This is a genomic window from Gammaproteobacteria bacterium (genome assembly GCA_013214945.1).
Taxonomy (GTDB): domain Bacteria; phylum Pseudomonadota; class Gammaproteobacteria; order Enterobacterales; family Psychrobiaceae; genus Psychrobium.
This window is the reverse complement of sequence record JABSRT010000015.1, coordinates 52,090-76,033: the sequence shown is the minus strand read 5'-3', so window position 1 is coordinate 76,033 and position 23,944 is coordinate 52,090. Positions and strand designations below refer to the sequence as shown.

At 44.9% G+C, this 23,944-nt stretch carries 20 protein-coding genes and 1 CRISPR repeat array; of the genes, 13 read left to right on the top strand and 7 right to left on the bottom strand.

The genetic code is table 11. The features are described 5' to 3' along the window. Positions 1–6: 6 nt before the first annotated feature. Positions 7–606, top strand: a complete 600-nt coding sequence (gene cas6f / locus HRU23_12750; GenBank protein NRA55007.1) for a type I-F CRISPR-associated endoribonuclease Cas6/Csy4 — start codon at positions 7–9, stop codon at positions 604–606. A gap of 127 nt (positions 607–733) precedes the next feature. Then, a CRISPR array of direct repeats spans positions 734–3,400; the repeat unit is 28 nt; unit sequence ATCCGCGGCAGCACACGCCGCTTAGAAA. A gap of 77 nt (positions 3,401–3,477) precedes the next feature. Here the strand turns inward: cas6f and HRU23_12745 are convergent. Then, entirely contained in the window at positions 3,478–4,374 is an 897-nt protein-coding gene (locus HRU23_12745; protein NRA55006.1) for a LysR family transcriptional regulator, read from the bottom strand. Positions 4,375–4,473: 99 nt separating this feature from the next. Between HRU23_12745 and HRU23_12740 the strand changes: the two genes are divergently transcribed. From HRU23_12740 to HRU23_12725, 4 genes are all read left to right on the top strand, one after another. After that, positions 4,474–5,079 (top strand): NAD(P)H-dependent oxidoreductase, encoded by a 606-nt coding sequence (locus HRU23_12740; GenBank protein NRA55005.1) that lies wholly within the window; start codon positions 4,474–4,476, stop codon positions 5,077–5,079. A 189-nt stretch (positions 5,080–5,268) separates the two neighbouring features. After that, positions 5,269–6,372: a phosphoribosylaminoimidazolesuccinocarboxamide synthase gene (locus HRU23_12735; GenBank protein NRA55004.1), complete on the top strand. Its 1,104-nt coding sequence runs from the start codon at positions 5,269–5,271 to the stop codon at positions 6,370–6,372. A 177-nt stretch (positions 6,373–6,549) separates the two neighbouring features. Continuing rightward, positions 6,550–7,485, top strand: a complete 936-nt coding sequence (locus tag HRU23_12730) for a paraslipin (protein ID NRA55003.1) — start codon at positions 6,550–6,552, stop codon at positions 7,483–7,485. Between the two features lie 2 nt (positions 7,486–7,487). Next, complete coding sequence (locus HRU23_12725) at positions 7,488–7,952, top strand: NfeD family protein (GenBank protein NRA55002.1); 465 nt, start codon at positions 7,488–7,490, stop codon at positions 7,950–7,952. An 85-nt stretch (positions 7,953–8,037) separates the two neighbouring features. On the opposite strand, the gene lpxL is transcribed toward HRU23_12725, so the two are convergent. Beyond that, positions 8,038–9,030 (bottom strand): LpxL/LpxP family Kdo(2)-lipid IV(A) lauroyl/palmitoleoyl acyltransferase, encoded by a 993-nt coding sequence (gene lpxL / locus HRU23_12720; GenBank protein ID NRA55001.1) that lies wholly within the window; start codon positions 9,028–9,030, stop codon positions 8,038–8,040. A 61-nt stretch (positions 9,031–9,091) separates the two neighbouring features. On the opposite strand from lpxL, the gene hldE reads away from it, so the two are divergent. Continuing rightward, positions 9,092–10,519 carry a bifunctional D-glycero-beta-D-manno-heptose-7-phosphate kinase/D-glycero-beta-D-manno-heptose 1-phosphate adenylyltransferase HldE gene (gene hldE / locus HRU23_12715; protein NRA55000.1) on the top strand — a complete coding sequence of 476 codons (1,428 nt, stop codon included), beginning with the start codon at positions 9,092–9,094 and terminating at the stop codon, positions 10,517–10,519. Between the two features lie 237 nt (positions 10,520–10,756). On the opposite strand, the gene tolC is transcribed toward hldE, so the two are convergent. Continuing rightward, on the bottom strand, positions 10,757–12,073 hold the full coding sequence (tolC, locus tag HRU23_12710) for an outer membrane channel protein TolC (protein ID NRA54999.1): 1,317 nt from the start codon (positions 12,071–12,073) through the stop codon (positions 10,757–10,759). A gap of 197 nt (positions 12,074–12,270) precedes the next feature. Here tolC and nudF point away from each other — a divergent pair, with 197 nt between their 5' ends. The 6 genes from nudF (at position 12,271) to HRU23_12680 (ending at position 17,816) form a co-directional block, all read left to right on the top strand. Continuing rightward, positions 12,271–12,897 carry an ADP-ribose diphosphatase gene (gene nudF / locus HRU23_12705; protein ID NRA54998.1) on the top strand — a complete coding sequence of 209 codons (627 nt, stop codon included), beginning with the start codon at positions 12,271–12,273 and terminating at the stop codon, positions 12,895–12,897. Beyond that, entirely contained in the window at positions 12,890–13,354 is a 465-nt protein-coding gene (locus HRU23_12700; protein NRA54997.1) for a DUF1249 domain-containing protein, read from the top strand. The genes nudF and HRU23_12700 overlap by 8 nt, the downstream gene beginning before the upstream one ends. Continuing rightward, entirely contained in the window at positions 13,351–14,160 is an 810-nt protein-coding gene (cpdA, locus tag HRU23_12695; GenBank protein NRA54996.1) for a 3',5'-cyclic-AMP phosphodiesterase, read from the top strand. The genes HRU23_12700 and cpdA overlap by 4 nt, the downstream gene beginning before the upstream one ends. 52 nt (positions 14,161–14,212) lie before the next feature. Continuing rightward, the gene (locus HRU23_12690) at positions 14,213–14,794 is read left to right on the top strand and encodes an esterase YqiA (protein NRA54995.1); all 582 of its coding nucleotides are present in this window, start codon (positions 14,213–14,215) and stop codon (positions 14,792–14,794) included. A gap of 79 nt (positions 14,795–14,873) precedes the next feature. Then, positions 14,874–16,781 carry a DNA topoisomerase IV subunit B gene (parE, locus tag HRU23_12685; protein ID NRA54994.1) on the top strand — a complete coding sequence of 636 codons (1,908 nt, stop codon included), beginning with the start codon at positions 14,874–14,876 and terminating at the stop codon, positions 16,779–16,781. A gap of 153 nt (positions 16,782–16,934) precedes the next feature. Continuing rightward, positions 16,935–17,816: a WYL domain-containing protein gene (locus HRU23_12680; protein ID NRA54993.1), complete on the top strand. Its 882-nt coding sequence runs from the start codon at positions 16,935–16,937 to the stop codon at positions 17,814–17,816. A 189-nt stretch (positions 17,817–18,005) separates the two neighbouring features. Here HRU23_12680 and HRU23_12675 read toward each other — a convergent pair whose 3' ends face one another. Next, complete coding sequence (locus tag HRU23_12675; protein ID NRA54992.1) at positions 18,006–19,196, bottom strand: MFS transporter; 1,191 nt, start codon at positions 19,194–19,196, stop codon at positions 18,006–18,008. Positions 19,197–19,330: 134 nt separating this feature from the next. On the opposite strand from HRU23_12675, the gene HRU23_12670 reads away from it, so the two are divergent. Beyond that, the gene (locus HRU23_12670) at positions 19,331–20,224 is read left to right on the top strand and encodes a LysR family transcriptional regulator (protein ID NRA54991.1); all 894 of its coding nucleotides are present in this window, start codon (positions 19,331–19,333) and stop codon (positions 20,222–20,224) included. A gap of 112 nt (positions 20,225–20,336) precedes the next feature. Here HRU23_12670 and HRU23_12665 read toward each other — a convergent pair whose 3' ends face one another. From HRU23_12665 to HRU23_12655, 3 genes are all read right to left on the bottom strand, one after another. After that, positions 20,337–21,341 carry a GGDEF domain-containing protein gene (locus HRU23_12665; GenBank protein ID NRA54990.1) on the bottom strand — a complete coding sequence of 335 codons (1,005 nt, stop codon included), beginning with the start codon at positions 21,339–21,341 and terminating at the stop codon, positions 20,337–20,339. Positions 21,342–21,688: 347 nt separating this feature from the next. Next, the gene (locus tag HRU23_12660; GenBank protein NRA54989.1) at positions 21,689–22,789 is read right to left on the bottom strand and encodes a DUF1513 domain-containing protein; all 1,101 of its coding nucleotides are present in this window, start codon (positions 22,787–22,789) and stop codon (positions 21,689–21,691) included. Further along, positions 22,789–23,943 carry an imelysin family protein gene (locus tag HRU23_12655; protein ID NRA54988.1) on the bottom strand — a complete coding sequence of 385 codons (1,155 nt, stop codon included), beginning with the start codon at positions 23,941–23,943 and terminating at the stop codon, positions 22,789–22,791. The genes HRU23_12660 and HRU23_12655 overlap by 1 nt, the downstream gene beginning before the upstream one ends. Between the last annotated feature and the right edge of the window lies 1 nt (position 23,944).

Here is a 23,944-nt window from a genome sequence, read left to right as displayed (position 1 = left end):
CAAACATTGAAACACTACATCGATATCACGCTATTGCCCAGTGATGATATTGGCGTTCATTTTTTATGGGGCAAGGTGATGATGCAAGTGCATCTCGCCTTGGTCGAAATAAAAGACACCAATAATAAAACACCTATTGCGGTTAGCTTTCCTGAATGTAAATCAGCAACAGCAAAGCACGCAGCGTTTATGGGCAATAAGGTGCGCTTATTTGCAGCATGTCTGAGTGATTTTGACAAACTCAATATTCAAAAGTGGCTCATTCGCTTAGAGGATTATGTGCATATTAAAGCGGTAAAGGAAGTGCCGGATGAGATCGAAGGTTTTGAGAGTTTTAATCGAATAACCAAAGCAGGCAGACCAGATAAACTTATTCGCCGGCGCATGAAACGCAAAGGCGAAACAATAGAGCAGGCCACAAGTCATTTCTCCAGCTATTCAATGGATAAAACAATTAAAGCACTGCCCTTTATTAAAATGAAAAGTTTAAGTGATAAAGGAGATTTTAATCTCGCCATTAAACGCACTGCTATGAGTGAACGCAATCGAGAAATAGCGTTTTCAACGTATGGCTTTAATAAAGAGGCAGCTTTACCTAAATTTTAACCTAAAAGTAATGCTCTTTAAAAAATTGTATTAAAACAAATAGCTACAGCATGGCTAGAAATTTAGGTGTTTTTAGGTTAAACGTCTAAATCATTGTTGTAGCTGTTTTTTTGTCTGTTACACTACTATCCGCGGCAGCACACGCCGCTTAGAAAGTGAAATATACGTTGGAAATTATCCCGGCAGAATCCGCGGCAGCACACGCCGCTTAGAAAAGCCATTAAGGTTGGGTAGTGTATAGCAATAGATCCGCGGCAGCACACGCCGCTTAGAAATCTTTATCATCGTGCGCTAGTATCTCTGAGAAATCCGCGGCAGCACACGCCGCTTAGAAACAGGCGCGGCAGGCAATCGAAAACGAAAAAAATCCGCGGCAGCACACGCCGCTTAGAAAACCGCTGGTCGCGAGATCCAATTTTAAATGCTATCCGCGGCAGCACACGCCGCTTAGAAAAAATGACACATCGGTTGTGCGGCCAATCGCTTATCCGCGGCAGCACACGCCGCTTAGAAACATCCCCCGCTAATAAGATTCATTAATTAGTCATCCGCGGCAGCACACGCCGCTTAGAAAGGGACGAAAAGAGATTAATGATTGGATTATTCATCCGCGGCAGCACACGCCGCTTAGAAAAATCCACCAATCAATGCGCAATTTCTTGAAACATCCGCGGCAGCACACGCCGCTTAGAAATGTCGGTGCGTTGTTGATTATTGACGAAGTTCATCCGCGGCAGCACACGCCGCTTAGAAAATAGTAATGAGGCTCATCGCTCGACGCCTGCTATCCGCGGCAGCACACGCCGCTTAGAAATCCTAACGTTAAAGCCGCTGCTGTTGAATTGAATCCGCGGCAGCACACGCCGCTTAGAAATGTACATAGCCACTAAGTTACATGATGTTCATATCCGCGGCAGCACACGCCGCTTAGAAAAAGGCGGCGGCGTTGGCGGCGCTAGATGATCTATCCGCGGCAGCACACGCCGCTTAGAAATCAGCCGATAGACTGCTAATGCCTGATTTAATATCCGCGGCAGCACACGCCGCTTAGAAAAGCGCGCAGAGTAATCCAGTGTTTAGAGAAATATCCGCGGCAGCACACGCCGCTTAGAAATGCTTACCCCCCTCTTCGCCTTTAGATGCTCGATCCGCGGCAGCACACGCCGCTTAGAAATGCTCGCGGATCTGCGACAGGTGGCAACGCATATCCGCGGCAGCACACGCCGCTTAGAAAGACTGGCAGTAATATTACTTTTTCGGGGCACCATCCGCGGCAGCACACGCCGCTTAGAAAGTCAGATAGCCGTTGTTTTGACGAAACGCATTATCCGCGGCAGCACACGCCGCTTAGAAAGATAAGGCTCGGGTACTCCCACGTACCGTTATATCCGCGGCAGCACACGCCGCTTAGAAAAAGGGTTTCAGCAATGAAGCTCCTGGGCTGAGTTCCGCGGCAGCACACGCCGCTTAGAAATAGAAAGCTGGTGGCTACAGCTCCACCAAAAAATCCGCGGCAGCACACGCCGCTTAGAAAACCGACGTTAAAGGCACTAACGTAATGCAGCAATCCGCGGCAGCACACGCCGCTTAGAAATGCTATAATCCCTCAGCCACATTCGTCGTTTTATCCGCGGCAGCACACGCCGCTTAGAAAAAACAATAATGTATTTATAGAGATCTTACTTTATCCGCGGCAGCACACGCCGCTTAGAAAATAAGCAAACGACAGCCAATACCTATACTGATATCCGCGGCAGCACACGCCGCTTAGAAATATGTAAGATGGTAACGCACGAAATAACAGGCATCCGCGGCAGCACACGCCGCTTAGAAAAATTAATCAGTCCCTTAATTGAGGACGTAAATATCCGCGGCAGCACACGCCGCTTAGAAATAACGAATTGATAATTATTTGTTCATGGCAGGATCCGCGGCAGCACACGCCGCTTAGAAAAAACCAGCGAGGGATTATCAACATAAAGCCTTATCCGCGGCAGCACACGCCGCTTAGAAAACTCAGACCAATTAGCCCGGCAACCGCTATCGATCCGCGGCAGCACACGCCGCTTAGAAAAAACAGATGGAGCCTTAATGCCTAAATTTCTAATCCGCGGCAGCACACGCCGCTTAGAAATGAAATTGTCGGGCTCATGATTTCGTCGTTTTATCCGCGGCAGCACACGCCGCTTAGAAATTGCTAACGACAACAAAGCGGTAACCAACCAGATCCGCGGCAGCACACGCCGCTTAGAAATGCATAGCTTTGCGGGCGCTTGGGCACATCACATCCGCGGCAGCACACGCCGCTTAGAAATCACGATGCTGGCGCAAGCCTGTTTCGTAATCATCCGCGGCAGCACACGCCGCTTAGAAATAGCGCGATTTGCTGCGCGTATTATGATGGCGATCCGCGGCAGCACACGCCGCTTAGAAATTCTGCGTAAATAGTGATCAGCCCGTTTAGCCATCCGCGGCAGCACACGCCGCTTAGAAAAATTGCACCAATAGCGGAACCAGCCCCAAAGCATCCGCGGCAGCACACGCCGCTTAGAAATTTTCAGCACTTGGATCTTTTGAACTCGGAAAATCTGCGGCAGCACACGCCGCTTAGAAAGATTGCGCACGATGCGCGAAATGCTCGGTGAGATCCGCGGCAGCACACGCCGCTTAGAAAGTGATAGCTCCGAATGTTGCGCTAGTAAATGTATCCGCGGCAGCACACGCCGCTTAGAAAGCTCAATCCTGAGCGTAAGAACAAACTGTCAAATCCGCGGCAGTACACGCCGCTTGAAATACCCGTCGTCAATCTCTGTGGCAGTGAACTGACACTATTAATTTCGGAGGGGTATTTTTAAAAACATCGATGAAATGCTAGTCAGTCGGTGAGCTTCTACACAACTCTTCAATAATCTCAGCCAGTTTTCGCGTCGCAGGTCCTGCGGTATCGATATTTGAAATAACCAACTGACAGTTGATTTTGCGGATTTTTCCGGCGGTTAAATTCAGCGGTACTAAGGTGCCAGCGTCAAGCGATGCCTGCACGAAATGTTGTGGTACCCAGGCAAAACCTAATCCGCGTTCTAGCATTGCTACTGAGCTGGTAAAGTTGCTGACTGTCCAGCGTTGTTCCGAGTTAAGCCAGCCAACATCTTGGTTACGTTTAATGCCACCGTCTTTAACCACTATTTGGCGGTGTTGCTTTAAGTCTTGATCGGTTAAAGGCCGTGCTATTTGTTGTAGTGGATGCTCCTTACTGCTGAGCGCAATCAAATTAGCCTGATGAATAATATTGCCTAAATAGCCTGGTGGCATATTGGTGGCAATCACTAAATCGGCTTGGCCACTGAGCAATGCTTCTTCGGTGGCCGACAACGTTGTTTCTACAATGGTTATGCGGCAACCATCACTGATAGGTTCGAATAATTCGACGGCGCGATACAAAATATCCATCGGGAAAATTGCATCAACCGCCAAGGTGATTTGTGCTTCCCAATCTTGCGCCAAGTTTTTAGCGATATTTTCGAGTGAATTGGCTTGATCCAGCAGTTGCTGTGAACGGCGCAGTAATACTTCGCCGGCTTTAGTTAATTCGGCCTTGCGACCCTTAATAACTAATACTTCAACGGGTAATTGCGCCTGCAGTGTTTTGATGGTGTAGCTTACCGCTGACTGGCTTTTGTGTAACGCGTCGGCGGCTAGCGAAAAGCTGCCGTGTTTAATGACCGCGTTTAACACTGCCCATTGTTCTAAGGTTGTTCTTGGGATCATAATTCATTCAATAAGTTGATTGTTATCACCAGTAAATTGCCGATTTAGCGCAAGATAATTAATGTATTATTTATACCAAATTAACCACACAGTAGATAAATGATGAAAATATTACAAATTAAAACCAGTATCTTAAGTCAATATAGTACCTCAAATCAGTTAAGTAATGAATTTGTTGAGCAATATATTAGTAAACATAGCGGCGGCGAACTTGAAGTATTAGATTTTGAAACTACGACAATTCCCCATGTTGATGGTCAATTGCTTGGTGCATTAGCCGCTAGTGAGTCAGAACGTAGCACTGAACAAGCACAGCAGGTTGCTTTTGCAGATAATTTAATTGCCCAATTAATGCAAAGTGATGTCGTGGTACTTGGCTTGCCAATGTACAACTTTAACGTGCCGTCGATGTTAAGTTCGTACTTTGACCATGTTGCGCGTGCTGGTGTAACGTTTAATTATACCGCGACTGGGCCAGTTGGTTTGCTCGAAAATAAAAAGGTTTATGTTGTTGCTACCCGTGGTGGCATTCACCGTGATTTACCGTCAGATACGCAAACGGGTTACATTAAACAAATGTTTGGCTTTTTAGGCATAACTGACGTTGAGTTTATTTATGCGGAAGGACTAAACATGGGTGACGACGCCAAAGATCAAGCGTTAAGTCAGGCTCGCGCGGCGATAACAGCGTCGGTTGCCGCTTAATTCGCTCACATACGAGAGGTGCAGGCTAACGCTGGTCGCACCTTACCGCTCGCCCTGCCAATATTATGTGTGATTTAGATCACAACTACTGCTATCTGAACTGAGATCTGATATTATCGCCCGCAACAGTTTCAGGGCATAATATGTCATTGAGACTAATTTTTTGATCCTCACACAGGGCAACACGCAATGAGTCTTGCAGATAAAGTATTGGCAGTTAATAACGACCTACCTATTCGTACCGGTGCACCAGTGCACAGTGGTAAAGTCCGTTCAGTTTATTGGTTAACGGCAGATGATAGTCGTCGTCTAATCAAAGAAAAGGGCTACAATGTCGCAGCCGATGCTCCATTAGCTATTATGGTTATTAGTGACCGTATTTCAGCGTTTGATTGTATTTGGCGTGGCGAAGGCGGTATGAACGGCGTTCCTGGTAAAGGCGCGGCACTAAATGCTATTTCAAATCATTGGTTTAAATTGTTTAAAGACAATGGTTTGGCCGACAGCCATATTCTTGATATTCCTCATCCCTTTGTTTGGATCGTGCAAAAAGCGCGTCCAGTAATGATCGAAGCAATTTGTCGTCAATACATTACGGGCTCAATGTGGCGTTCATATGCCAAAGGCGAGCGTGAATTTTGTGGTATCAATTTGACCGATGGTTTAACCAAAGATCAAAAGTTACCGTCATTGTTAATGACGCCATCAACCAAAGGTATTTTAACGGGGATCCCCGGTGTGCCAGCCGTTGATGATGTAAATATTACCCGTAGTGACATTGAAAATAATTTTGAAGCTTTTAACTTTACCAAGCTAGCAGACATTAGCTATTACGAAAAACTGTTACAAGACGGTTTTGACTTAATTAGTGGTGAGCTTGATAAGATTGATCAAGTATTTGTCGACACTAAATTTGAATTTGGTTATGTCACCGACGCGAGTGGTCAAGAAAAATTGATCTATATGGATGAGGTAGGAACACCTGACTCTTCTCGTATTTGGGATGGTGCTAGTTACCGTGATGGTAAAGTGGTTGAGAACTCTAAAGAAGGCTTCCGTCAGCTGTTACTTAAGCATTTCCCTGATCCTGATATTTTGTTAAATAAAGATCGGATGGACGAGCGTAATGCGTTGGCACAAGACAACGAGCTACCAGCGCAGGTATTAATGGATGTGTCGGCGACTTATATCGCGATCGCAGAAAAGATTACCGGTCAACCTATTGTGTTATCAGACAATCCTAAAGCTGAAATCATCGATATTTTACGTCGAGATTATAACTTAATTGATTAACCTCAATTGAATATAGCGTTGATTTCGATCTTAAAAAACAGCCATTAATTTGGCTGTTTTTTTTTATAAATCTGGCAAGTTTTTATCTGTTTGATAATTTTTTAGCTATATTAATTAACAAGAGAACACGTTACTCTTATCTAAAATTTTAACTACTTAATGACAAAAGGATACACCATGGAATTGGTTTTTGAATATCTATTACGAATAGAAGTGTTTGCGTTGGTATTGGTGGTGATTATATTAAAATCATCCATTATCTTTGTCCCGCAAAACCGTGCATTCCTTATTGAACGGTTTGGTAAATATCAATCAACCCGGGTTGCCGGATTAAACTTCTTAGTGCCATTTATCGACCATATTGGCGCCAACCGTTCGCTAAAAGAACAAACAGTCGATGTGCCAAGTCAAGGCGCGATTACCCGAGATAACATTTCGTTAACTGTTGATGGAGTGCTTTATTTTCGAGTATTAGATCCGTATAAAGCGACTTATGGGGTTGACGATTACGTGTTTGCGGTTACCCAATTGGCCCAAACTACTATGCGTTCAGAACTGGGTAAAATGGAGCTTGATAAAACCTTTGAAGAGCGTGATGTACTCAATGTAAATATTGTGTCATCAATTAACGAAGCCGCTGCACCTTGGGGTGTTCAGGTCTTGCGTTATGAAATTAAAGATATTGTGCCACCAAGCACCGTGATGGAAGCAATGGAAGCTCAAATGAAAGCAGAGCGAGTTAAGCGCGCACAAATTCTTGAGTCAGAAGGTGACCGTCAGTCGGCAATTAATGTCGCTGAAGGTGCTAAGCGTTCAGTGGTATTACAAGCCGAAGCTGAAAAAGAAGAGCAAGTCTTGCGCGCGCAAGGTGAAGCTCAAGCTATTTTAGCGGTGGCAGAAGCGCAAGCGGAAGCTATCCGTAAGATCGGTGAAGTAGCTAATACCGAATCAGGCCAAAAAGCGATTCAGCTTGATCTAGCGACCAAAGCGATTGAAGCTAAAGCGGCGATTGCTAAAGAGTCTTCGGTGATATTATTACCCGATAGTGGTACAGACGCCGCGGCAATGGTGGCACAGGCAGCTAGCATCATTAACACCCTGAATAAGAGCTAACAATGGCATATATTTTAGATAACTTGGCCCAAAGTTATATTGTATTAGGGCTAATATTGCTCACCATTGAGGTGACAGTGTTTGGCTTTTCAACCTTTGTGTTATTTTTTGTTGGCATTGCGACAATTATTACCGGTGGCTTGATTGCCGCAGAGCTCGTGCCTGCCACGGTGTTAGCATCGTTACTAACAACGGCTGTTGTTTCACTGGTGGTCGCTCTTGTGAGCTGGCGACCGCTTAAAAGTTTTCAAAATGATGTTGAAGTGACCAAAGTTGATAATGACATGGTCGGCCATCGTTTTTTTCTGAGTGAAGATTTGTCAGTTGGGCGCACTGTTAACCACCGCTACTCAGGCATCGACTGGCAACTGCAAGCGAAAGAAAACTTGGCGTTAGGTACGCATGTATCTATTGTCGAAGTTAAAGTTGGAATTTTAGTGGTTTCCAAGGTTGCAGACGAGAGTTAGTTAACTAATTACTGCTGAAAAATCTAATTTTAGTCAAAAAAATCCCCGAACTAATATCAGTGGTATTAGTTCGGGGATTTTTGTTTTAAGAACCTAAATTCTCATACAGCGACGCATCGCTTTCATTAGGGCGGGTCTTAAAGCGTCGATGCAGCCACATGTATTGGCCTGGTGCGTTCATTATGCTTTGTTCAATAATGTGATTGCCAAAGGTCGCGTCTTTAAAGTCGTCGCCAGTCGGAAAGTTTTGCAAGGGTGCTTTTAATTCAATGTGATAACCAGAGCGATCTTGTTTACGTTTAATTAAATAGGGTAACACCGCCGAACCTGACAATTTAGTCAGCACGCTCGCCCCTGTTATTGTCGCGGCTTGCGGTACCGCAAAAAATGGTACAAACACCGCACTGTTACGGCCAAAGTCTTGGTCAACGGTATACCATACAGATTTACCATTTTTAAGCGCTTTTACCATGCCTCTAAGGTCGCGCTTTTTAAGCACGCCAGCCGAGCGCATGCGACCGCGCACTTGAATGTATTCCATCAGTGGGTTGTTATGCGGGCGATAAACGCCAATCGATTCAATTTGCGCGGCGAACAACTGCGCGCCAATCTCGAGACAAAAACTATGGGTCGCAAACAACAGTACCCCTTTGCCTTGCTGGTTAGCTTGTTCAATGTGCTCGATGCCTGAAAAGGTCACTAATTTGTTTAGGCGCCAGTGCGGCCACCACCACGCAATGCCCGTTTCGAAAATAGCCATGCCAACCGATTGATGATGCTCAAGTAACATGGCGTCGCGTTGTGGTTGCGCCATGTCGGGAAAACACAGTTCGATATTACGTTTGGCAGTCGCTGCGCGCTTTTTGACTAACATCATTAAAAGGCGGCCTAAATTGGCGCCAAGAAACATTTGGACTCGATAAGGAAGTAGGGTAACTAGCAGCCATAAAGAGCCGAAAGCCAGCCATAACAGCCAAAAACGCGGATGAAGAAAACGAAGTTCGAACGAAGGCTTTTGCAAAACATGGTACCAATAATCTAAAATAAGCCGGATATTGTAAACTATCGCCTTGACCATGTCTCGGTTTTGGCATAATCACATGATACAATTGCACTATATCTAGCGCTAGGAAATACACATGACAATCAGTTTGCCCCAATTTAATCAAGCTAAGGTTTTAGTTTTAGGCGATTTAATGCTTGATCGCTATTGGCATGGACCCACTCAACGAATATCTCCCGAGGCCCCAGTGCCAGTGGTTAAAGTTGAGCGAATCGAAGATCGCCCCGGCGGCGCTGCCAATGTTGCGTTGAACATTGTGGCGCTAGGCAGTCACTGTGACATTATTGGCATTACTGGCGATGATGAAGCCGGACGCATTTTAAAACAGCAAATGCTGGCACTCAATGTAACGCCTGATTTTTATCAGCAATCGGACATTCCTACTATCACCAAATTACGGGTGATTAGTCGAAATCAACAACTTATTCGGCTTGATTTTGAAGAGCACGCCAGCAAACTACCGGCGGCGCCATTACTTGAAAAATTGCAACAACGCTTAAACCAAGCCGACGTGGTTATTTTGTCTGACTACGCTAAAGGCACCTTAGATCAAGTCGAGAAAATGATTGCCTTATGCCGCGCGGCCAATAAACCCGTGATGATTGATCCCAAAGGACATGATTTTAAGCGTTATCGTGGCGCTACCTTGTTAACGCCAAATATGAGTGAATTTGAAGCGGTAGTAGGTCATTGTATTGACGAAAACGATATTGTCGCCAAGGGCCAAACCTTAATGGTTGAGTTAGACCTGCAAGCGTTACTGGTGACTCGTTCAGAGCATGGCATGACCTTATTACGCCGTGACCAACAAGAGTTACATTTTCCGGCGATGGCGCGCGAAGTTTTTGACGTAACCGGTGCCGGCGATACGGTCATTTCAGTGTTAGCGGCTTCGTTTGCCGCTGGTGCTGATTTAGAGCAAGCTTGTGCGTTGGCCAATATCGGCGCTGGCGTGGTGGTTGGTAAACTTGGCACCTCAACGGTTAGCATTGTTGAGCTGGCTGGCGAACTTGCCAAAACTCATCCCGAGGTCGGTTTTGGCGTGGTAACTGAACAGCAATTACAAATTAGTATTGCGGCGGCGAAAGCCCGTGGCGAAAAAATAGTATTAACCAATGGCTGTTTTGATATTTTGCACGCAGGTCATGTGTCTTACCTCGGCCAAGCCGCCAAGCTTGGTGACCGCTTAATTGTCGCGGTTAACGACGACGCCTCGGTAAAACGCTTAAAAGGAGAAGCTCGTCCAATTAACCCAACCGATCGCCGAATGGCCGTGTTAGCTGGTTTAGGTGCCGTGGACTGGGTGGTGAGCTTTACTGAAGATACACCTGCGCGCTTAATTGGTGAGTTATTACCAGACTTGTTGGTAAAGGGTGGAGATTATAAGCCCGAACAGATTGCCGGTGGCAGCGAAGTAATAGCCAATGGTGGGCAAGTCAAAGTATTAAATTTTGAAGACGGCTGCTCAACCTCAAAAATAATTGACGCCATTCGTAATAAATAACGTCTTTACTAGCCAGCAGTGTTAAATAAAAAGCCCCCAGTAGTTGGATAACCAATTACTGGGGGCTTTTTTTATGTCTTATGTTTCAGGCCAATCCCAAGTACATGTATTTCTGCGTGCAGTGTCATGGGCTTAATGTCACGGTACTAATACCACAGTGCTAATACCACGGTACTAATACCACAGTTCTTATGCCACGTTGGCTATATGTGGCAAAGAGAGACTATTTAGGCAAACTTAACCTTGCTTTAAACTGGTGCTTATCTGCTGCAAGTCACGTTCGGTCAAAGTGCCAGCCGTTTGTTTTAAGCTTAAAATCGATAAAATGTAGCTATAACGAGCAGATGAAAGTTGTTGCTTAGCGTTATAGACCTGACGGGTACTATTTAGCACATCAACAATGGTACGCGTGCCAACTTGAAACCCAGCATCGGTTGCCTTTAATGCACTGTCTGCCGACTTTGCCGCTTGAGTTAATGCATTAATTGAACTAATCGACGCGCGTACATTGTTGTAGTTACTGCGAATATGGCGCACAACCGCGCGATGGTTCTGTTCAAGCGCCTGAGCACTTGCCACATAGCCAAAGGTGGCTTGTTTGGTTTTTGAGGTGGTGCTACCGCCGCTATAAATAGGCACATTAAGCACTAAACCTAGTGCTGCTGCTTCGTAATTATTCGGGGTAGTGCTGCTTTGATTATAATGATGGCCGATGCTAGCTGAGGCGCTAAGGGTTGGTAAGTGTCCTGATTTGGCAAGATCAATTTGTTGCTTAGCAATGTCGACAGCTAAACGTTGATTAAGTAATTCAAGGTTATTTTCTTGTGCTAGCTTAATCCAGTCGCTAGATTTGCTTGGCGAAGGCATCGAAGGTGAAAATAACGCAGTGTTTAACGCGTCCAAACTGTCATGCTGCTGACCGGTGATTTCACGTAACACTTCAACACTATTTTCTACCGTATTATTGGCGGCAATTTCGTTGGCCAAAGACAAATCAAGTTGGGCTTTGGCTTCGTGTAAATCGGTAATATTGGTTAAGCCAACTTCAAAACGTTGTTTGGTTTGTTCGTGTTGACGCTCAATAGCACGCTTTTCAGCTTGGACAAATGACAATTCATCTTGCGCTTGTAAAATATCGAAATAGGCGTTAGCGACCCTTAAAATTAACTCTTGCTGGGCCCGCGCTAATTGCGCATCACTTTGGGTCGCTAGCTTCTCACTAATACTTAAGCTTAACCACGACCCTTGTGAGTAAATTTGTTGGGTTAGGCTGATGGTGGCATCGCCACCCCAGTTGGCTGTTTGCCAGCCTTTGCCATCGTTGCTAAAAGAGCGAGCGCTATTACCGAGCGAAATAGATCCGCTTACTTGTGGTAATAAAACCGCGCTAGATTGATTAATCGCTTCAAACTGGGCATCACGGTTAGCTTTAGCTTGTTTTATTAACGGATCGCCTTGTAATGCCTGCTGATAGACCTGATGCAGGCTTTGTGCGCTGGTGCCATATGAAAGTAGGCCCAGACTGACGGAGATGATTAGCTTATGTAGTTTCATGCTGATATCTAATGTCCTTTTAATTATATTAAAACGAAGTTTAACAGCTTCATTGTCTTACAAGATAATAAAGTTAAATTTAGTGTTAGTTAATATAAATTTAACCTTAACTGAATATTTTTATTGGGATTATGATGTTTTACCCGAGTAGGGCTTGTTAAACTAACAGCTTGTTTATGATGAGCGTTTACATTCTTATGTCGAAATTAACCACCTTCGAGTCCACAGACTTACAAATTTTAAGCCGCGAGCTGGTGTGGCAGGGTTACTTTAACATGGTAAAGTTTACTTTCCGGCATAAGTTATTTGCTGGTGGGTTCAGCGAGCCTGTAACACGAGAGTTATTTGAACGTGGCAATGCGGTGGTGGTGATCCCTTATGATCCGCAAACCGACCAGTTGATTTTAATTGAACAGATAAGAGTTGGCGCCTTTGACCACAACATTAACCCGTGGTTGATCGAGCTGGTGGCCGGCATAATTGAAGTGGGCGAGCGCCCAATTGAGGTAGCTAAACGCGAAACGTTAGAAGAAACCGGACTTCAAACCCAGCGCTGTCAAAAAATCATGAGTTATTTGTCGAGTCCTGGTGGCATGTCTGAACGGATAGATTTATACATTGCGCAAGTTAAGGCCAGTGAAATAAAAGAAATTGCCGGACTTGAAGCCGAGGGGGAAGATATTAGGGTTTTTGCGATGGATCGTCAGCAAGCTTATGACGCAATTGAGCAAGGCAAGATAACGAACGCCTCGTCGATCATCGGCATTCAGTGGTTAGCCCTAAATCATCAGCGGATCAAACAAGAGTGGTTATCTAATGCGTAACAAGTTGTATATTAAACCTAAATATCAGCCAGATTTAGTCGGGTTGCACCGCTGTTGCAGCTTGAATTACGGCTTATTGCTCAAGCTCGTGCCGCAACTTAACGCCGGCAGTTATTTTTTCTACCACTTAGACAGTGCGTGTTATCAGTTGGAAGTTATTGAACAAACAAAATATACTTGTGTGGTGTCAATAGAAACTATTGCCAGTAACGTAGAGCTTGGCGAAAATGCCAGTTCACTCACACCTCAAATAAAAGTTCGCTTATATCACGATGCCGAAATGGCAGAAGTGTTAGCTAGTCGACAGATCCGGTTTTTCAAATCGAGTTATGATTATCCCAATCGTTTAATGCAGCAGCCAGATGAAAAGCATCAAATTAACAAGTTTTTGAGCCAATGGCTCAAACATTGTTGCATTGATGGGCGCGTTTTGCCTCAAAGCCAAGGGATTTTATGAACCAACAGATGTTAAAACTAGCCAATAGTAATCCGCAAATATTGCAGTTTAGTGATTTACATTTATCAGACGGTGAAGAGTTAATGGGCATTAATTGCGACGAGAGTTTTGCTGCGGTTAAAGCGTTAGCATCACATTTTCATGCGATAGACTTAACCTTGCTGACCGGCGATATTTCGCAAGACGATTCCGCTGTATCTTATCAAAAGTGTGCCGAAGTTTTCCGTGGGTCTAAACACCCCGTTGCCTGGATATCTGGCAACCATGACAACGTAGCTCTGCAACAACAATACTTGTCTGGTGGTGCTATTACTCCCGTTAAGCGGATCTTATTTAAACATTGGCAGTTACTACTCTTAAATTCGCAAATTGAAGGGAAGGTTTGTGGTGAAATTTGTCAGGATCAGCTCGCTCAAATCAAACAAGCCGCCGAGCAATATCCAGATCACCACCTAATGTTGGTAATGCACCATCATCCTATTGCCATGGACAGCCAGTGGATTGATTGCCATCGCTTAATCAACCACGAGCAACTGTGGCAAGTGGTGAATTCGATTAAACAAGTTAAGTCGATGATATTTGGCCACGTTCATCAAGCAGTTGACGTGGTGAAAGACGGCGTGCGTCTGCTTGGCGTGCCATCGACCAGTGTGCAATTTACCCCAGGTGTTGACGAGTTTGATGTTGACGTGCAACAGCCGGGCTTTCGACATTTGGATCTGCTGGCCAATGGTCAGATAAAAACCAAAGTCCACCGGGTGAAATCAGGCAAGTTTGTCGCCCAATTTGACGCTGCAGGCTATTGATTTACTGATTCTTTAGGTAGACTGGCTAGCTTGATTTTTCAATGGAGTTAACATGAAATCGAACGTCTTAATCTATCTGCATGGTTTTAATAGTTCACCGCAGTCGCAAAAAGCGATAAAAATGCGCGATTTTATCGCGCGACATTATCCAGAAATTATTCTAGAAATGCCGCAAATTGCCTTAACTCCACAGGCCGCGTGGCAGCAAATATGTCAGATTAGTGCGCAATATCCCGGTCAAAAAATTGGTTTTGTTGGCAGCTCTTTGGGTGGTTTTTTCGCGACCCTGTTAGCAGAAAAATTTGGCACTAAAGCCGTGTTAATTAATCCGGCGGTTAAACCGCATTTAATTGGCGATGTTATTCTTGGTCAGCATACTCACCCCGTTAGTGGTGAGGTTTATCAGGTTGGCCCAAATGAACTTGCCGAGCTAGCAACGCTTGATTGGACCTCATTGCAACAACCGTCTAATTTTTGGGTCTTGTTGCAACAAGGTGACGAGACCCTTGATTATCAATGTGCAAACAATGCCTATCAAGGCGCCAGAATTACCCTTGAACCGGGCGGCGATCATGGATTTTACGGTTTTGAGCGTTATTTAAATGCAATTGTAGAGTTTTTGTTTGAAAACTAGGGCTAAAGACTTAAATCAACGGCTTATTTTCGCTACACTGGGCACCATAGCACCAACTCATTAAAAACAGGGCCAATACGTGACTGACCAACAATATAATTCGGATGCGATCGAAGTACTCAAAGGCTTAGATCCCGTTAAGCACCGCCCCGGTATGTATACCGATACCACCAGACCAAATCATTTGGCACAAGAGATTATCGATAACAGTGTCGATGAAGCATTGGCTGGATTTGCCAGTTATATTCAAGTGACCTTACACGAAGATCAATCAATCGAAGTGACCGATGATGGTCGTGGCATGCCCGTTGATATTCACCCAGAAGAAGGGGTTAGCGGGGTTGAGCTTATTTTATGTAAGCTGCATGCTGGTGGTAAATTTTCAGGTAAAAATTATCAATTTTCGGGTGGCTTGCATGGCGTAGGCATTTCGGTTGTTAATGCCTTATCAACTCGGGTCGAAGTTAGTATTCGCCGTAATGCTCAAGTGTATCAAATCGCCTTTGAAAATGGCTTTAAAGTTGAAGAGCTTGAAGTCACGGGTACCTGCGGTAAACGCAATACCGGTACTCAGGTACGGTTCTGGCCCGATCCAAAATATTTTGATTCGTTTAAATTCTCGGTCTCACGTTTATTTCATTTATTGCGTTCAAAAGCGGTATTAAGTCCTGGGCTTAAAATTCGTTTTACCAATAAAATCACCAAAGAAGTGCAAGACTGGTGTTATGAAGCTGGCCTTAAAGACTATTTGCTCGACACCGTAAAGCAATGGCCATGTTTGCCTGACGACCCTTTTACTGGCAGCATGAGCAGCCAATCTGAAGCTGTTGAATGGGCGGTAGTATGGCAGCCAGAAGGCGGCGATGGCCTGCATGAAAGTTATGTTAACCTCATTCCAACGATTCAGGGCGGCACTCATGTTAATGGTTTGCGGACTGGTTTACTTGACGCAATGCGTGAGTTTTGTGAGTTTAGAAGCCTTATCCCACGTGGTATTAAACTGACCCCAGATGATATTTGGGACAAGTGTAGCTATGTCTTGTCGGTAAAAATGGCTGAGCCGCAATTTGCTGGTCAAATCAAAGAGCGCTTGTCATCACGACAGTGCGCCGCTTTTGTCAGTGGTGTGGTAAAAGACTCCTTTAGCCTGTGGTTAAATCAACATACCGATATTGCTGAATTACTGGCAGAACTCTGTATTAGTAATGCCCAGCGCCGCTTAAAAGCCAGCAAGAAAATTGCCCGTAAAAGGATTACTTCAGGTCCAGCACTGCCGGGTAAATTAACCGATTGTACCGGGCAAGATCCATCGCGCGCCGAACTGTTTTTGGTGGAAGGTGACTCGGCGGGCGGCTCTGCCAAACAAGCGAGAGATCGTGAGTTTCAGGCGGTAATGCCACTGCGCGGTAAAATCCTTAATACCTGGGAAGTCGAATCAACGCAGGTATTAGCGTCACAAGAAGTCCACGATATTTCAGTGGCGATTGGCCTAGATCCCGACTCGAGTGATTTGTCTCAACTGCGTTATGACAAAGTTTGTATCCTTGCCGATGCCGATTCCGATGGGCTGCATATTGCGACCTTATTGTGCGCCTTGTTCATGATGCACTTTAGAGAGTTGGTGCTAAAGGGCCATGTATATGTTGCGATGCCGCCACTTTACCGGATTGATATTGGTAAAGAGGTTTTCTATGCGCTGGACGAGAGCGAAAAAGAAGGCATTTTAGACCGGATCGAAGCGGAGAAAAAACGCGGTAAAGTCAACGTACAACGCTTTAAAGGCTTGGGTGAAATGAACCCGCTGCAACTGCGTGAAACCACGATGGATCCTAATACCCGTCGCTTGGTTCAGCTAACCTTAGACAATGTTGAAGAAACGGTTGAAAGCATGGACATGTTATTGGCGAAAAAGCGTTCGCCAGATCGTCGTCATTGGTTAGAAACTAAGGGTAACTTGGCTCAAGTCACTGACGTGGTAGAAGATTAATTTGTATAAGACTAATATGTAAAGACGGCATGTGAAGACGAGCATGTAGATCCTTAATAAAGGTGCAATCATTTTGATGTTATCAATTTGATTGCACCTTTATTTTTTATTTAGTATGGTGCACTTTAATCCTGTCATAAATAAGAGTCGATAATGCCATTAGAAAAATTGAATCATGCCCAACGTGAAAGGTTGGCGTTTATAGATTTCAGTTTGCAATTTTTCGGACAAATCGCGCGTGCCGATCTGATTGCGCACTTTAAAACTGGCTTAGCGTCATGTTCTCGTGATTTAACATTATATCGTGAGCTTGCGCCCAATAATTTAACCTTAAAACATACCACCAAGCTGTATTACCGAACGAATGGGTTTATCCCAGTTTTCGACCATAAACCCCAAGCGATCCTTGATAGTTTGTGCCGAGGTTTTGGTGATGGTTTCTCACAGCACATTACACCATCGCAAGTTTGCATTGATGCTAGTCGCTTAATCCAGCCCGACACCGATGTTATCGCCACTCTTATGCGAGCGATCAACAGTGGCAGTGCCATATCATGTGACTATACCTCGCTAAGTTCGGGTACAACGACAAGAATGTTAGTGCCACATGCACTGGCCAATAACGGCCAACGTTGGCATGTGCGAGCATTCGATAGCAAATCAAACGAGTTTCGAGACTTTGCCTGTACTCGTTTGCAAAACGTCAAAGAATCATCGATAAAGGTCGAGGACAAAGCAGCACTAGCGCAAGATAGCGCATGGAATACATTTCATCACATTACACTCGTACCTCACCCGTCCATTAAACACCCTAAAGCGATTGAATTAGATTATGCCATGGTGGCTGGCAAACTCGAATTAAGCGTGCGCGAAGCACTGATAGGTTACTTAATGCGTCAATGGAATGTTGATTGCACATTAGAAGGCACATTAGAAGGCACATTAGTTGGCGGCCAGTATCAACTTAGGCTCGACAATATTCACCAATTACAGCGCATTGAGAGCTTGTCGATTGCGCCTGGTTACAAGACTTAAAAGAAGTTAGTTTTGAATAAACACCAGGGATGCCGCTAATAAAGTACGTGGCAAACAAGTGTTGTAAGAAATCAAGGGGTCAGAAATCAAAGGGCAGAGTTATTGCTTCCCTTGATTGTTAAAAAATATTGTCGATAAAATAGTTCACACACGCTGATAAACCCCAGTGTGTATGAACTATTATGTTCACTATATTGCGTTGCTCGCTGCCACTTGGCCTGAATCACGTTTATCTAATGCGCCGCTTAAACGGGTTAGGGCCAATGCGCCAAGCACCACGATTGCGCCAACCCAAGGGGTCGTCATTAATCCTGACTGCTCAACAATTAATCCGCCCCCCCAAGCACCTAAAGCGATGCCAACATTAAAGGCCGCAATGTTTAAACCTGAGGCAACATCGACCGCGTCTGGGGTATGTTGCTGCGCCATATTCACGACGTAAACCTGAAGGCCAGGTACATTGCCAAAGGCAAACGCGCCCCACACTAAAATAGTTAATACGGCGGCGATTGGGTTAACCGCGGTAAAGCTAAAGGTCAGTAATATCGCAGCCAATCCGGTGAAAATAATCGTCAATGCTTTAATTGGGCCCATAGAATCGGCCATTTTACCGCCCCAGATGTTGCCAATAGCGACCGATACACCGTAAACCAACAATATTAGACCTATGGTGCTGGTTTCAAAACCAGTGACTTGATTGAGGATTGGCGCTAAATAAGTAAAGGCAATAAAGGTGCCGCCATAACCAATCGCAGTAATGGCATAAACCAGTAATAAACGCGGATGGGTTAATACTTTTAACTGGGCCGACATTTTAGCCGGTTTTGCTTGAGCCAAGTTGTTTGGTATTAGCAAAGCGCTGCCAATCATCGCGATTAACCCCAGTGCTGCCACGGTTAAAAAGGTGGCTTGCCAGCCAAATAATTGACCAATGTAGGTGCCAATAGGCACGCCGCTCACTAACGCGACGGTTAAGCCAGTAAACATAATAGCAATCGCACTGGCGGCTTTTTCTTTAGGCACTAGACCTGTCGCAATGGTTGATCCAATTGAGAAAAATACGCCATGAGCTAGGCCGGTTAAGATCCGTGCTGCAATTAAGCTTTCGTAATTTGGCGCTTGCCAAGCCACTAAATTACCGATCACAAACAAGGCCATTACGGCCAGCAAAACGACCTTTCTGTTCCATTTACCAGTTAAGGCAGTAAGAACTGGCGCGCCAATCGCAACGCCTACTGCGTATAAGCTAACCAGTAATCCGGCCGACGGTAGTGATACATTAAGATCTTGTGCCATGGTCGGTAATAACCCGACAATAACAAATTCAGTGGTTCCAATAACAAAAGCGCTTAGCGCTAATGCCAGTAAAGCTAACGGCATGGTGTTCTCCATTGTGTAAAGATTGATTTAAGAGTGTCAGTTGACGGTTAAAGTCACTTTGAAGGCAGGATTATTGCTTGTTATACTGTTGTGATAAATAGCGTCTTTAACAAATTACTTTTGTAGATAATGATATGAATAGACCATTAAGAACCCGTTCAGATGAACTTGAAATCTTACTCACCGTGATAGATTGTGGTGGGTTTTCAGCAGCGGCCAATACTTTAAATATTCAGGTTGCGCGTGTATCTAGAGCTGTTGCTAAGCTAGAACAGCAGTTAGGCGTGACTATTTTAAATCGCACCACCCGGCGGGTTGAGTTAACCGACGAAGGGCGAGTTTTTGCTGACAAGGTCAGGCTTGGTTTGTTGCATTTGCAACAAGCTGAAGATGAGCTTATTTATCGTGGTGAGTTGCCCGCGGGTCGTTTGCGGGTCGATGCTGCAAGTCCTTTTATTTTCCATCAACTTGTGCCGCTGATTGGCGCATTTAAACAAGCTTATCCGGATATTGAGTTAGAGCTATGCTCCAATGAAGGTTTTGTTGATTTACTCGAAAAAAAAACCGATGTCGCGATAAGGATTGGCAAGTTAGACGATTCAACCTTACACGCGCGCTCATTAGGAAAAAGTCCGCTCTATATTGTTGCGAGCCCGCAATACATTGCTAGTCACGGTACCGTGACACATCCGAAAGACTTAATCGATCACGAGCTTATTTGCTTTTCGAGTGTAAAAGCGCTTAATCAATGGCCAGTCAAAGGGTTAGGCCCCATTGTGCCTAATTTAACCGCCACTAATGGCGAAACGATCCGCCAATTAGTGTTAAATCATAACGGCATAGCCTGTTTGTCAGGATTTTTGGTTAACAACGATATCAGCTCAGGAAAATTAGTTAGCTTGCTCGAACCTTATCGCTTGTTAGGCAGTGACCGCGAACAAGTTAATGCGGTGTATTATAAATCGTCAGCGGTAGCCAAGCGAATTTCAGCATTTATTGACTTTATTAAGCCGAATTTAAATCTGTAAACGTAAGGCGCGCTTATGGCTAGGTCACCTACTTTCACAATCGCTAGTAAACGATCGCTAATAAATAATAGCGAGACATTAACACTGGCTCGCTATCTATTTGACTGAACTCTTACGCTATTGCCACTGATTGAGGTTTTAGTTTTGAAGCATATTTTACTGCATACATGTTTTGATCGGCTTGTTGAATCAGTGCGTCTGGGGATATGTACTCGTTGATACCTGTCTGAGCGTAGCCAATGCTCAACGACAAATCTTTCACCGTGTTGCTTAGTTCAGCGGCTAAACGCTGGCCGTAAACATGCTGCGCCTGGGCTTGGGTGCAATTGGAAAAAATAATGAAGAACTCATCGCCACCATGTCTAAAGGAGTGATCCTCAGGCCTAGTGATGGCGTTAATCGCGCTTGCCACAGCAAGTAATATTTCGTTACCGCGCTGGTGTCCTTGGGTATCATTAATTATCTTAAAGTCATTAATATCGATATAGGCTACCGCCACTGGCTCTAAGCGGCGTTTGGCACGACGTAAGATATACGTGAGAGTGTCGTCCATGGTGCGCATATTGAGCAAGCTAGTTAAGGGATCTCTCGTTGCCATTTCTTGTAAACGGCCGACCACTGTTTCGCGCTTGGACTCATAGACATAGGACATCGCCCAGATTGCCACAGCACAAAGCCCAACATTTGCTAATATAATCCAATGCACTTCGGGAGCCTGCTGCCACACGCGCCATCCAATAATTGCCAAGCCAGAAAATACTCCGACACACGTTATGGGCGTGCCTATTCTGCGCCCTAACAACAGATAAGACAAAATAGGAAAGATCAGGATCCATGAAAATAGTCCAGATTTGAAACTGGAAATCACAATGCCAAGCAATACCAGACTGTAGCAAGTGCAGAGGTAAACAAAAGACCAGCGTTGTAAATGTCGTGTTGTGTTTAGAATAGTCAGGATATAACACCAAAAGACCGCGACAATTGCTTCAATTGCAGCATAGGTTTTCAAGCCAACCGTCCAATTAAACACAGCGAAAAAGCTAGCAGCAAAAATAGTTACAATGAGTAATACTCGCAATACAGATCGACGGTATTCATATTCTTCAGACTTTTTCATTCAATTTACCACTACTTCATTAATCAAACGCTTGCTCGATTGGCAAGTTATATAATAGCAAAGCCAACCCAACCCAACCCATTCCAATCTAAGTGGAACTTGTATCAGCTTAATGTCTGCATTTTACTGATTCTTACTAGCATTAACAGTAGTTAAATTATGACCGCGTTGTGGACGGGCAGTGGTTTGGTCGACAGTGGATGTTGGATTTGTATTAGGTTTTGTATTTGGTGAGGTTTTTAATGTTTTATTTCAATTTGTTACGGTGGAGGCTCACTCGCTGTAGTACAAAAGTGAGTGAGCCTTTCAGGCGGTATTGAACCTACATCTGGCGATGTAAATACATATTATACTGCTGTAACTGAGGTTAAGTGGTTATCCCAACGCACATTAGCAAACTGATGGCGATGTTGCTGCGCGCGCGCTAACGTTGGTTGCAGCACCGTGCCTTTGCCGTTCGTTGCCACAAACTGTTGTTTAACGACAGATAAACCCGCAACATCGCGCATTTTTATTTGCTCGATAAAGCGGTCTGTTTTGAGATCCCATAGCGTAATAATATCGCCACGCGGGCAACTAATCGCCACGGTATTGCTGGTGTTATTAATGCAAACACTGGCCGTGTATTGATTCATTTGTCGCCACACTTGCTCGTCAGCGTGCAAGAAACTTAACTGGTCTTGTCCCTGATGACTAATAGCCAGCGGTACTTGATCTGTTTTTGCCCCTTGATATTGCAAGCCGGCGATAACTTTACCACTGCTACTGACATCTAGGTGGCGAATGCTGAGCTGGTGGTTATCGAGCCTGTATTGGTCGACAACTTGACCTGAGCTTAAATCTAAATAAGTCAGCGCTGGTGACATTGAATCCAAATTCAATTTTTTACGTGGCATACTCGGATGCGTTTTAATGCCGCCATTGGCGATGACTAAGGTATTGCCGTCGGGCATTAACTTACATTCGTGGGGGCCAACGCCACCGGCATGATAACGCTCGAGCACTTGATAGTTGATACTGTCACGTACCACGACTTCACCATGACCTTGCTCAAAATTGTTTTCAATTGAGAACAGTAATTTACCGTCACGACTAAACACACCGTGGCCAAAAAAGTGATGGCTTTGTTCGGCTTTTATTTGTTGGCTAATAAGCCCTTGATTAAAGTCGACTTCAATTAAGTAAGTGCCAGGACGCCGGGCATTAATAATCGCATGGCCTGGTTTTAGTGGGTGAGCCACCGGGCCATGACCACGAGCAGGCAACTGAACTTGATTAATTAAATTACCGCTTAGATCAAAAGCTGCCGCGAAATGCTGGTTATCTTGATTTGAGTAAGCACTAACTAACCAAGAGTTGTCTCGATCAGTTGCGTGTAACCACCAAGGCAAACTTGCAGCGCCAGTGAGCGCGCAAGCGCTCACTAGAAATTGTCTACGAGATAACATTAATCACCGTCATTTGAGTTAAAACCAGTATTGAGATTAGTCGCTTGAATAAACTCGCCACTAAATAAGTCACGTAGTGCCAGCAAGGTATAGGCAAACTCAAACAGTTGCTCGCGCTGTGTTTCGTCAGCGAGTGCTTTGGTATAAGACCCCTGCAGCTGATCAATCTCGCTTAGGCTGGTAACTAATTGCTGTTGCATCGCTTGATCAAGTTCTGGATCATTTAAGAAACCACTTAAGATGGTGCCTAAACCGTGGCCATTTCCTGCACTGTAGATGGCAGCAAAGCTCTCGATGTTGGCTTTGATACTGGCTAGTGATGTATCACTTAAATAATTCTCGGCCACTTTGGCTAATCCTGGCGCGTTTTTACTCAGAGGCGCAACAGTTTTAGTGCTACTGACTTTCTCGATTTGTTCAAACCAGTTGCTCATTAACTCTTCAACGGCATCTTGGGCACCGTTAAACTCACCGCTGCCAGTGATAAGCGTCGTGGCGTAGTTACCGCCACTTGGTTGCCATTGCGTGACTAATTGTGCACTGATGTTGGTGAGGTTTTGGCTGATCGCCGTCAGCAATTCACAACGTTTAGCCTTGTTGTCGCTGGTTAATAGGCCATCTTGGCTGTTCGCTGGATAAAGCAGAGATTCCGCAGCAGGCAAGCCTTGACCACCGACATTTTTATTGGCAATTAATGCAGCAGTTATCGTGCTTGGCTCTTGCAAGTGACGCGCAATGGCGCGTTTTACCGCTTTGTTATTATCGGGCCAGTATTGAATCCTAAATGCGTTATCAACGACAGGGCCAACTTTAACCCACTGAATCGCTTGCCAGCTCAGGTTTGCTTGCAACCACGATTGCTGTACTTGTTGTAAGTCGCTAGTTGTGGCCGCAGGCAGGGCACAAAATTGACGAGCAGTTTGATTTAACTGGGCGCTAGACTTTGCGAAGTTTTGATAACCGGGCACAATATGATTGTTGGTTAAATCGGTTAAATAAGCAGACCAGTGCCCTTCAATGGTAGTAGGGGCTACGACCACTTTGGCCTCAGTCTTTACGGCAATTTGCTCGGCCTTATTGCTGTCGTTGCTGCCACAGGCGGTTAACGACAGTGCCAATAATAGCGGCGTGGAGCCCCGCATAATCTTTCTCATA